Below are 11,253 nucleotides of genomic sequence, written 5' to 3' on the forward strand. Positions count from 1 at the left end.
ACGAACCGGGCGGCTGCCGCGTCGGCCAGCGCGTCGAGCAGCACCCGGTACCCGTCGCGGATGCCACCGAACACCGGCGCGTCGGACGGCGGCGGCAGCGCGGCCGCGACGGCGTGCGTGAGACTCGGCGCACCCGCGTCGAGTGCTGCGGCGAGACCGGGCAGTGCGGCGCGCACGCCGATGGAGCGGGAGCTGCCCGCGTACACCCCGCCCAACAGCGGGTCGACGCTGCGCTCGGCGACCTGGGCGCCGAAACGGTCGGCGACCAGGCTGTACACGTCTTGGTCGGCGTCGGGGTACCAGGTGAGGGCGCGGTCGGGTTCGGCGGCGATGCGGTCGAGCGTGTCGTCGTCTACCAGGCCGCGCATCGTTTCGGCGTCGGAGGGGATGCCCATGAGCGTGCGCGGCGGCAGCGGGTGCGCCGCGCCGCCCGCCCAGACCAGCGGACGTCGTCCGGCGGGCGTCACGAGTTGATCCGTCAGGCCGAGTTCGCCCAGCAGGGCGGGCACCTCGGGCCTTCGCCCGACGAACGCCTCCGCCCCCAGGTCGAGCGGTTCCCCGCCGACGTCACCGGTGTAGAGAATGCCGCCCAGCCGTTCGGCGCGGTCCAGCACCACGATGTCGGCGTCCGCACCCAACCGCCTGCGCAGCCGGTATGCCGCGACTAGACCACTGATTCCACCGCCGACAATCGCGATCCTCATGCCTGCGACGGTATCTCGCCCGCCGGACTCGGCTGCCCGCGCCCCGCCCGGTGTGCCGGATCAGGCACACCGGTCCGCGGGCCGCGCCGAAGCAGGTGCACTCGCCGCCCGCCGACTCAGAGCTCGTGGACGAGCTCGACCAAGGCGGTGAGAACGCCAGGGTCGGTGTCAGGAAGGACACCGTGCCCGAGGTTGAAGATGTGCCCCGCCGCGCCCATCGTGACGGCCTCGTCGGCCTCCGTCGCGATACGGCGGGCCTCGGCCTCGACGGCCTCGGGTCCGGCGAACAGGATGGCCGGATCGAGGTTGCCCTGCAAGGCTTTTCCGGCGCCGACGCGACGCACCGCCTCGGTCAGCGGGACGCGCCAGTCGACGCCGACCACGTCGGCGCCCGCCTCACCCATCGCGCCGAGCAGTTCGCCGGTGCCGACGCCGAAGTGGATGCGCGGCACGCCCGCGTCGGCGATCTCGGCGAACACCCGCTCGGAATGCGGCAGCACGTAGGTGCGGTAGTCGGCGAGCGAGAGCGCGCCGGCCCATGAGTCGAACAGCTGCACCGCGTCCACGCCCGCGGCCAGCTGCGCCTGCAGGAACACGATGGTGATGTCGGTGAGCACGCCGAGCAGTTCGTGCCAGGTTTTGGGGTCGGCGTGCATCATCGCCTTGGTGCGCTCGTGATGCTTGCTCGGCCCGCCCTCGACCAGATACGAGGCGAGGGTGAACGGGGCGCCCGCGAAACCGATCAGCGGCGTCTGGCCGAGCGCGTCGGTGAGCAGTCGCACGCCTTCGGTGACCGCGCCGACCTCCTCGGGACGCAGCCGGGGCAGCGCGCGCACGTCGTCCTTGGCACGCACCGGAGCGGCCACCACGGGGCCGACGCCGGGCACGATGTCGAGGTCGATCCCGGCCGCCTTGAGCGGAACGACGATGTCGGAGAACAAGATCGCCGCGTCCACGCCGTGCCTGCGGATCGGCTGCATGGTGATCTCGCACACCAGCTCCGGGTCGAAGCAGGACTCCAGCATGCCGATGCCCGCGCGCAGTTCCCGGTATTCGGGCAGCGAACGTCCGGCTTGGCGCATGAACCACACCGGGCGCCTGCTCGGGGCGGCGCCGGTGGCGGCGGCCAGGAACGGGGCGTCGGTCAGGCGGCGGCGAGTGTAGGTGCTCATCACCGCTATCGTATGCGCGCCCCGCGGTGGCTCAGGAGCCGGAGTGCGGCAGCGGCGAGCCGGACGAAAAGGGCCGTCATGCGGCCGTAGCGGCGCGCCTCCGACCGCGCCGGGTGGACAAGGTCTACCGTCGCTTTCGTGACACCGCTCGACTTCCGCGACGGCGCCGCACCGACCGAAGGCCCCCAAGGCGAACCAGCTCCGTTTCGCGCCGCGGTCGAGGCGATGGGCACCGCAACCGTGCATCCTCGGATCGAGCTCGCGCCCATCCGGCCACCGCAGCGCCTGGCGCCCTTCTCCTACGCCATCGGCGCCGAAGTCAAACATCCCGAAACCCCGGTCGTCCCGGTCGATTCCGAGGGTGACGCGTTCGGCAGGCTGATCCTGTTGCACGATCCGGACGGCGATGACGCCTGGCACGGTGTGTTCCGTCTGGTCGCGTACATCCAGGCCGACATCGACGCCACGCTGGCCACCGACCCGCTGCTCCCCGAGGTGGCCTGGAGCTGGCTGGTGGACGCGCTCGAATCGCGGACCGAGCCGTTCACCGCGCTCGGCGGCACCGTCACCTCGACCAGTTCGGTGCGCTACGGCGACATCGCAGGCCCGCCGCGCGCCCACCAATTGGAGCTGCGCGCCTCGTGGACCGCGCTCACCACGGAAATGCGTCCGCACGTCGAGGCGTTCTGCGAGGTGCTGGCCTATTCGGCGGGTCTGCCGCCCGCCGGGATCACTCATCTGCGTCCAGACTCGTACACCAGCAACGACCACAACTGACCACAACGTAAAGTTCAGGTCTATGCCGGTAGGAGACCAGCCCGAGGACGGGCGCGCGGGAGACAGCACAGCGGAACCTCTGCTCGCCCCCGTCGACGGAGTGCCACCGGTCCTCGCCACACCGGAGGAGGTCGCCGCGGCGGCCGCGACACTGGCGGGCGGCACCGGCCCGCTCGCCGTCGACGCCGAGCGCGCCTCGGGATTCCGCTACTCCGCGCGGGCCTACCTGATCCAGCTGCGCCGCGCGGGTGCGGGCACCTTCCTGATCGACCCGATCCCGGTGACCGACGAGCTCGCGCCGCTGGCCGAGGCGATCAACGACCTGGAGTGGGTGTTGCATTCGGCCGATCAGGATCTGCCCGGTCTGGCGGAACTGGGGCTGCGTCCCGCGCGACTGTTCGACACCGAGCTCGGCGGTCGGCTGGCCGGATACGAGCGGGTTGGACTGGCGGCGATGGTCGAGAAGCTGCTCGGCCGGGCGCTGCGCAAGGGCCACGGTGCGGCCGACTGGTCGACCCGCCCGCTGCCCGCCGAGTGGCTCAACTACGCGGCATTGGACGTGGAGCTGCTGCTCGAGCTGCGCGCCTCGGTCGCCGCCGATTTGGAGGCGCAGGGCAAGAGCGATTGGGCGGCACAGGAATTCGAGCACATCAGGACGACGGAACCGCCCGCGCCCAAGGCCGACCGGTGGCGGCGCACCTCGGGCATCCACACGCTGCGCCGCGCGCGGCAGCTGGCCATCGTGCGCGAGCTCTGGACGACGCGGGACGGGCTGGCCCGCGCCCGTGACGTGGCGCCCGCGCGCATCCTGCCGGACGTCGCCATCGTCTCCGCCGCGACCGCCGACCCGCGCACCATCGCCCAGCTGCGCACCCTTCCGGTGTTCGGCGGCCCGCGCCAGCGGCGGTATTCGCGCGAGTGGCTCGGCGCCATCGACCGCGCCCGCGCGCTGCCGGACAGCGAACTGCCCCCGCTCACCCAGCCCTTCGACGGCCCGCCCCCGCCGAACCGCTGGGAGCGCCGCGACCCGATCGCCGCCGCCCGTCTCGCCCGCGCCCGCGCCGCGATGGGCGAACTCTCGCTCGAGCACTCGGTCCCGGTCGAGAACCTGCTCTCCCCCGACCTGGTCCGCAGACTCTGCTGGGATGGGCTACCGGAGTACGACCGCACCGACACCGCCGAACTCGCGGCCGCGGTCGACGGCTTCCTCAAGTCCGGCGGCGCCCGCCCATGGCAGCGCGAGCTGGCCGTGCCACGCCTGACCGCAGCACTGACGCCAAGACCCGCCTGATCCGGCGTTCGGCCGGAGCCTGCGCGCCGGACCTGACGCCTGCCTACCGGAACCCGTCGTGCGCGACGTCAGCCCGGTCCGAGAACGACACGCGCCCCGGCGCTCGGGTGATCCGAGCCTGCCGGGGCGCGTCGGTCGAACGGGCTATCTCAGCTAGCGCTGAGCCAGCCGCTGATGCGGCGGGCGATGTCTTCTGGGGTGAGGCCGAGTTCCTCGTGGACCTGGTTGCGGGAGGCGTGGTCGAGGAACTGCTGCGGGACGCCGAGGTCGCGGGTGGGGACGTCGAGTCCGGCGGAGCGCAGGCGGGCCGAGACGGTGGAACCGATGCCGCCGTGCAAGCCGCCGTCCTCGAGGGTGACCACCAGGCGGTAGTTCTCCGCGAGCTTCACCACGGTGTCCGAGACCGGCAGCACCCAGCGCGGGTCGATGACGGTGACCGAAACATCTTCCGGCGCAAGCAGATCCGCGACGCCCAGCGCCGTCTCGGCGAACGAGCCGACGGCGACGATCAGCACATCGCCGCGCTGCGCCCGCGCCGAACCGCCCTCGGCGTCGGACAGCCGAAGCACGTCGACGCCGTCGAGTCGTTCGACGGCCGGGATGTCCTCGACCACACTGCCTTTCGGGAACCGCAGCGCGGTGGGCCCGTCGTTCACGGCCAGCGCCTCACCCAGTTCCTCGCGCAGGGTGGCCGCGTCGCGCGGGGCCGCGACCCGGATACCGGGGACGATGCCGAGCACCGACAGGTCCCACATGCCGTTGTGGCTGGCGCCGTCGGAACCGGTGATGCCAGCGCGATCCAGCACCACGGTGACCGGCTGCTTCAGCAGCGCCACGTCCATCAGCAGCTGGTCGAAGGCGCGGTTGAGGAAGGTCGAGTAAATCGCGACCACCGGGTGCAGACCGCCGAGCGCGAGACCCGCCGCCGACGCCATGGCGTGCTGTTCGGCGATGCCGACGTCGAACATGCGATCCGGGAACCGCTCGCCGAACGCGGCCAGGCCGGTCGGCCCCGGCATCGCGGCGGTGATGGCGACGATGTCGTCGCGCTGCTCGGCGTGGGCGATCAGTTCCTCGGAGAACACCGAGGTCCAGCCGATCGCCTTCGGACCGCCGACGGGACGGCCGGTCAGCGGGTCGATGGGATCGCAGGCGTGCATCTGGTCGGCGACGTGGTTCTCGGCGGGCGCGTAGCCGCGGCCCTTCTGGGTGACCGCGTGCACCACCACCGGACCACCGAAGTCCTTCGCGCGACGCAGCGCCGCCTCCATGGCGGCGACGTCGTGGCCGTCCACCGGGCCGACGTATTTGAGCCCGAGGTCGCTGAACAGCTCCTGCGGGCTGACGGCGTCCTTGATGCCCGCCTTCACCGCGTGCACCATCGAGTAGGCCGATTCGCCCACCCGCGGGATGCTCTTGAGGATCCGCTTTCCCGCGTCCAGCGCGTGCTCGTAGAAGGGCTGGGTACGCAGCGCGGTGAGCCGTTCGGCGAGTCCGCCGATGGTCGGCGCGTAGGAGCGGCCGTTGTCGTTGACGACGATGACCACCGAGCGGTCCGGCGCCGCGGCGATGTTGTTCAACGCCTCCCAGCACATGCCGCCGGTGAGCGCGCCGTCGCCGACGATCGCGACGACGTGCCTGCCCTGCCCGGTGAGCTGGAACGCCTTGGCCAGTCCGTCGGCGTAGGACAGCGCCGCCGATGCGTGTGACGACTCCACCCAGTCGTGCGCGCTCTCCGCGCGGCTCGGGTAGCCCGACAGTCCGCCTTGCTTGCGCAGGCTGTCGAACTGGTCCTTGCGGCCGGTGAGGATCTTGTGCACGTAGGCCTGATGGCCGGTGTCGAAGATCAACGGATCGGCAGGCGAATCGAAGACCCGATGCAGCGCGATGGTCAGCTCCACCACGCCGAGGTTCGGTCCGAGGTGGCCGCCGGTGGCGGCGACCTTCCGCACCAGGAACTCACGGATCTCCTCCGCCAGCTCCCGCAACTCGGCCACGTTCAGCCTGCGCAAGTCTTCGGGCGTGTCGACCCGGGAAAGCACTCCCACCTGAACTCGCTCCCTCCGGATAGCGCTTCTGATCCGATCAGTCTACGGAGCGGTGACAATGCCGCTGTCCGACAAGTGCCTGTCACCAACCGACTTCGTCGCGAATGTGAGACTGGACACGCGCGCGGCCGGACGAAAACATCCGGCCGCCGCTCCTACGGTACCCGTCGCGCGAACGCGGCCCAACGGAGTCCGGTCGAAGTTCGCGCCCCGGGCGCGGCGCACGAACATAGAGTGGTCGTGTGGCCGAGCCCCAGCACGAGGTTCACCGACCAGCCGATACCGGTGTGGTGGCGCGCATCGTCGCCGACGTGTACGCCGAGTGCCTGGCCGACCGATCCGGCGAGCCCGCCGACTACATTCCCGAACTGGCTGCGGTGCAACCCGATTCGTTCGGCCTGTGCCTGGCCACCGCGGACGGGCGGGTCTACGGCGCCGGTGACGTGCATGTGGCGTTCACGATCCAGTCGATCTCCAAGCCGTTCACCTACGCGCTCGCGCTGGCCGATCGCGGGCCCGCGGCGGTGGCCGAGCGCATCGACGTGGAACCCTCCGGCGAACCGTTCAACGAGATCAGCCTCGACCCGGTGACCGAACGTCCGCGCAACCCGATGATCAACGCGGGCGCCATCACCGCCGCCTCGTTGATCAGCGGCCGCGACGCCGCCGACAAGTTCGACCGGGTGCGCCGCTGCTACTCCCGCTTCGCCGGGCGCGAGCTCGACGTGAACGAGGCCGTGTACGCCTCGGAGGCGCGCACCGGCTATCGCAACCGCGCCATCGGCTACTTGCTGCGCTCGTTCGGCACCATCGATTCCGATCCGGACGAGGCGGTGGACCGCTACTTCCGGCAGTGCTCGATCGACGTCACCTGCCACGACCTCGCCGTGATGGCCGCGACACTGGCCAACAACGGCGTCAATCCGCTGACCGGGGAGCGGGCCCTGTCGACCGCGCTGACCGAACATGTGCTCAGCGTGATGACGACGTGCGGGATGTACAACGCGGCGGGCGACTGGGTCAGCACCGTCGGCATGCCCGCGAAGAGCGGCGTGGGCGGCGGCATTCTGGCGGTGCTGCCGGGGCAGATCGGGATCGCGGTGTACTCGCCCCGCTTGGATCGGCAGGGCAACAGCGTGCGCGGTGTCGCCGCGTGCCGTGAGCTCTCGCGGCGGCTGGAACTGCACTTCCTGCACGTCACGCGGTCGGCGCACACAGCGATCCGCGCCGAGTACACGGTCGCGGAGGTGCCGTCCCGGGTGCGGCGCAGCACCGAGGAGATCTCGGTGCTCGACGAGCACTGGCACCGGACCCGGATCTACGAATTGCACGGCGACCTGTTGTTCGCGGGCGCCGAGAGCGCGGTGCGCGCGATCGAGGAGCGGGCCGGGCAACTGGACGCGTTGGTGGTCGATCTGCGCCGGGTGGGTGAGGTCAGCGCGATCGCGGTGACCATGCTCGCGGATCTGCACCGCGAACTGATGGTGACCGGATGTCTGGTTGCGCTGGTGGACCCGGACGCCAAGCTGGGAGATCTGGCCTACGGCGACTCACGCGGGCAGGTTTTCCACGACCGCGACACCGCCATCGAGTGGTGCGAGGACGTCGTGCTGGCCCGCTACCGCCCAGCGGGCGAACCGGCGTGCACGTCGATGTCGGTCGAGGAGCACCCCGCGCTCGCAGCGATCGCTCCCGACGCGAGGGCCGGGCTGGCGGCGCATTTCGAGGTGCGCACGGTGGCGCGCGACGAGGTCGTCGCCCGCCGGGGCGACAGCCGTTCCGGCCTGTATCTGATCTTGGCGGGTCGAGTGCGGCTCACCTTCGACGACGCCGATGGGCGCACCCACCGGCTGGTCACGCTCACCGCGGGAATGTCGTTCGGGGAGGTTCCGATGCTGATGGGCGAGCCGTTCGTGAACGAGGTGCGCGCCGAGACCGGAGTGCGGCTCGCGGTACTCGGGCCCACCGACTTCGATGTGCTCGCTGAACGCGCTCCCCAGCTGAAATCGGCGCTACTGGAACGGCTCGCGGCTGTCGCGTACGCGCAGGTGGACGCCGCGGTCCGCGCCGTCGCGGTGCGCGGCGGGGACTATTGAACCGTGCCTTCCGGCGAGAACGCGACGAGGACCGATACCGGGCGAGCGAGGAGTACAGCGACGTGAGCAAGCAGAAGGACGTGGACAAGAAGAGGTCCGACGGCACGGTCACCACCTTCGGCCAGGGCAGCGTGCGCGCCACCCCGGATCTGATGCGGGTGACCCTCTCCATCGAGACCAGGGCGAGCAAGGTCGCGCTGGCCTACGGGCAGGCGGGTGAGCGCGTCACGGCGGTCAGCTCCGCGCTGCGCGGCAACGGCGTCACCGACGCCGACATCGCCACCAGCGGGCTGTCGGTGCGCACCGAGACCGTGTGGACCGAGGGGCAGGGCAACCGCATCACGGGTTATCTCGCGACCGCCGACCTGACCGTCGCGCTGCGCGACATCGACGCGGGCGCTTTCCCCGGCCCCGCCACGATCATCGCCGACGCGGTCGAGGCGGGCGGCGACGATGTTCGCCTCGGCGGGCTCGTCCTCACCTTCGCCGACCAGGCCGGCTTGCTCGCGCGCGCCCGCGACGCGGCGTGGGACAACGCGCTCGCAAAGGCCGAGCAGTATGCCGCACGCGCGGGCCGCTCGCTGGGCGCGGTGCTCGAGATCACCGAGAACGCCGCGTCCGCACCGCCTTTCGCGCCGAAGATGCGCGCGATGCCGGCGCCGGTGGGTGAGGTTGCGTTCGCCGCCGCGGTCCCGGTGGAACTCGGCGAATCGGAGATCTCGGCGAGCGTGCGCGCCACCTGGACATTGGACTGACAGGCGCGGATTTCGCCGCGACCGGCGCGCGGGCGACCCTATAGTGAAGGCGCGCGGCGGACCCGGCGCCGCGGGTCAGGAGTCGCCATGTCTTTCGTGCTGGTCGATCGGCCGCGGAGGCAGATCGCGCTGGTGACGCTGAACCGGCCGGAGCGGATGAATGCCATGGCCTTCGACGTGATGATCCCGCTGCGCGAGGCGCTGGAGCAGGTGGGCGCCGACAACGATGTCCGCGTGGTGGTGCTGACCGGCGCAGGGCACGGATTCTGTTCCGGCGCCGACCTCCAGGGCGCGGGACGGGTGCCGAACACGAAGGGGCTCACCACCACCACGGTGGCGCGGCGATCGATGGATCTGCTCAACGACGTGATGATCACGCTGCGCCGCATGCACCAACCGGTGATCGCCGCGGTCAACGGCGCGGCCATCGGCGGCGGCTTCTGCCTGGCCGTCGGCGCCGACATCCGCATCGCGGGCGAGGACGCCTACTTCCGGGCCGCGGGCATCAACAACGGACTCACCTCGACCGAACTCGGTATGAGCTTCCTGCTGCCGCGCGCCATCGGCTCCGCGCGCGCCTTCGAGATCATGCTCTCCGGACGCGACGTCGACGCGGTCGAGGCCGAGCGGATCGGCCTGGTCTCCCGCACCGTGCCGACCGCGAAACTCCTCGACACCTGTTACGACCTCGCCGAACGCATCATCGGCTTCAGCAGGGTCGGCACCGAGCTCACCAAACGCATGCTGTGGAGCGGGCTGGAGGCGAGCAGCTTCGAGTCGCACATGCAGCAGGAGGGCCTCGCCCAGCTCTACGTCCGCCTCACCACCGACAACTTCGACGAAGCCATCCGCGCCAGGCGCGACCGCCGCCCGCCCCACTACGAACACTGATCGCGCCCGCCGGTCGTCAGTGCGCCAGGAACTCCAGCCGGTTGCCGACACCGTCGACGGTGAAGAACCGGCGGCGCCCCGGAATCTCGGCGGGATCGGCCCACCGCACCGGATGCCCCGCGGCCGCGACCGCCTCGGCCGTCGCGTCGACGTCGACCACGAAAGCCGGATGCGCCTTGGCGGCGGGCCGGAAGTCCGTCTCCACCCCCACGTGCAACTCGCCGTCGGGCCCGCCGCGGCCCGGCACACGGAACCAGCAGCCGCCGCGTTCCGCGAGCAGCGGCGGCTTGGTCAACTCGGGCCAGCCGAGTACACCGGTGTAGAACGCGCGCTGTGCGTCCTCGGAGCCCGGCGGACAGCTCACCTGCACGTGATGGATCACGACATTCTTCCCTCGGTATCGACCGGATATTCACCGGCACAAGGACTTTCGTGTCCGCCGCCGACCTTGCGACGGTCGGCGGCCGCCCGGCTCACGACGCTCGAGCATCAGCTCGAGCGGTGGTCGAGGCCCTTCGCCAGCAGGATCACGGCGTCGGCCCCCGCCTTCCTGTCCTTCGAGATCTCCTGATACTCAGGGGAATCCGCCCACTCGGTGACGGCGGCCTCGTCGGGGAACGCCATCAAGACGACCTTCTCGCGGTCGGTCACCCCCTCGAGGGTGGTGGGGGTCTCGTCGGCGGCGAGCAGGGTGCCCTGGTACTTGGTGAACACCGACATGAAACGCGCCTGGTAGCGGTCGTAGGCGGCGCGGTCGGTGAACTTCAGCTGGGCGATCACGTACACGGTCATGATCAGGACTCTAAACCTCCGAACCGCGGGCGCCGCGGGCTTCTCACCGTTCCAGCAGCGCCAGGCACTCCACGTGGTGCGTCGCCGGGAAGGCGTCGAAAGCGCGCAGGCCGGTGAGGCGATAGCCGTGCGATCGGTAGAGACCGAGATCGCGGGCGAAAGCGGCTGGGTCGCAACCGATGTGGACGATGCGCGACGGATGTGCCGTCGCCACCGCGGCGACGACGTCCTTTCCCGCGCCCGCGCGCGGCGGATCCAGCACGACCGCCCGCGGCTCGGCGCCGCCGACGTGCTCGCCCAACCAGCGCTCGACGCGTTCGGCGCGCAGCTCCACCCACGACAGGTCGCGCAGCGCGGCCTGTCCGTCGGCCACGGCGGAACGCGCGGACTCCACCGCGAGCACCGCGCCCTGCGCGCCGACCCGATCGGCGAGCCGCGCCGCGAAGACTCCGGCACCGCTGTACAAATCCCAGGCCAAGTCGCCGGCGGCGAGGTCGGACCAATCCGCGACGACATCCGAATAACACTGCGCCGCAAGGCGATGCGCCTGCCAGAAGCCGGTCGCGGCGATCTCCCAGCGGCGTCCGGCCACATACTCCACGGCCCGCCCGCTGCCGTCGATCACCCATTCGTCGCGTGCGGCGTGCGTCGCAGCCCGACGTGCGGCCGCCGCGCGGCGAGCTTCCGCGGGATCCTCGGCGCCGTGCCATGCGGGTGAGTCATCGGC

Annotated in this window: 11 protein-coding genes; 5 read left to right on the plus strand and 6 right to left on the minus strand. The window is 71.1% G+C overall.

Annotated features, from left to right (window positions below):
• Positions 1 to 704, minus strand: a 704-nt coding sequence (locus NX1_RS34350; RefSeq protein WP_157120383.1) for an FAD-dependent oxidoreductase, incomplete at its 3' end; no start/stop codon positions are given.
• Between the two features lie 116 nt (positions 705 to 820).
• Positions 821 to 1,876, minus strand: a complete 1,056-nt coding sequence (hemE, locus tag NX1_RS34355) for a uroporphyrinogen decarboxylase (protein WP_068069190.1) — start codon at positions 1,874 to 1,876, stop codon at positions 821 to 823.
• A 225-nt stretch (positions 1,877 to 2,101) separates the two neighbouring features.
• On the opposite strand from hemE, the gene NX1_RS34360 reads away from it, so the two are divergent.
• Positions 2,102 to 2,653, plus strand: a complete 552-nt coding sequence (locus NX1_RS34360) for a DUF3000 domain-containing protein (RefSeq protein ID WP_068069209.1) — start codon at positions 2,102 to 2,104, stop codon at positions 2,651 to 2,653.
• Positions 2,654 to 2,675: 22 nt separating this feature from the next.
• Positions 2,676 to 3,944 (plus strand): HRDC domain-containing protein, encoded by a 1,269-nt coding sequence (locus NX1_RS34365; protein ID WP_068069192.1) that lies wholly within the window; start codon positions 2,676 to 2,678, stop codon positions 3,942 to 3,944.
• A 149-nt stretch (positions 3,945 to 4,093) separates the two neighbouring features.
• On the opposite strand, the gene dxs is transcribed toward NX1_RS34365, so the two are convergent.
• Positions 4,094 to 5,992: a 1-deoxy-D-xylulose-5-phosphate synthase gene (gene dxs, locus NX1_RS34370; protein ID WP_068069194.1), complete on the minus strand. Its 1,899-nt coding sequence runs from the start codon at positions 5,990 to 5,992 to the stop codon at positions 4,094 to 4,096.
• 242 nt (positions 5,993 to 6,234) lie between these two features.
• Here dxs and glsA point away from each other — a divergent pair, with 242 nt between their 5' ends.
• From glsA to NX1_RS34385, 3 genes are all read left to right on the plus strand, one after another.
• Positions 6,235 to 8,088, plus strand: a complete 1,854-nt coding sequence (gene glsA / locus NX1_RS34375) for a glutaminase A (RefSeq protein ID WP_084501984.1) — start codon at positions 6,235 to 6,237, stop codon at positions 8,086 to 8,088.
• 62 nt (positions 8,089 to 8,150) lie between these two features.
• Entirely contained in the window at positions 8,151 to 8,843 is a 693-nt protein-coding gene (locus tag NX1_RS34380) for an SIMPL domain-containing protein (RefSeq protein WP_084501985.1), read from the plus strand.
• A gap of 87 nt (positions 8,844 to 8,930) precedes the next feature.
• The gene (locus NX1_RS34385) at positions 8,931 to 9,734 is read left to right on the plus strand and encodes an enoyl-CoA hydratase (protein ID WP_068069199.1); all 804 of its coding nucleotides are present in this window, start codon (positions 8,931 to 8,933) and stop codon (positions 9,732 to 9,734) included.
• Between the two features lie 16 nt (positions 9,735 to 9,750).
• On the opposite strand, the gene NX1_RS34390 is transcribed toward NX1_RS34385, so the two are convergent.
• From NX1_RS34390 to NX1_RS34400, 3 genes are all read right to left on the minus strand, one after another.
• Positions 9,751 to 10,116: a VOC family protein gene (locus NX1_RS34390; protein WP_068069204.1), complete on the minus strand. Its 366-nt coding sequence runs from the start codon at positions 10,114 to 10,116 to the stop codon at positions 9,751 to 9,753.
• Between the two features lie 107 nt (positions 10,117 to 10,223).
• On the minus strand, positions 10,224 to 10,526 hold the full coding sequence (locus NX1_RS34395; RefSeq protein WP_068069207.1) for a DUF1330 domain-containing protein: 303 nt from the start codon (positions 10,524 to 10,526) through the stop codon (positions 10,224 to 10,226).
• A 43-nt stretch (positions 10,527 to 10,569) separates the two neighbouring features.
• On the minus strand, positions 10,570 to 11,253 hold a 684-nt coding region (locus NX1_RS34400; protein WP_169812333.1), incomplete at its 5' end, for a class I SAM-dependent methyltransferase.

It is taken from the genome of Nocardia xishanensis NBRC 101358 (assembly GCF_001613365.1).
Classification (GTDB): Bacteria; Actinomycetota; Actinomycetes; order Mycobacteriales; family Mycobacteriaceae; genus Nocardia; species Nocardia xishanensis.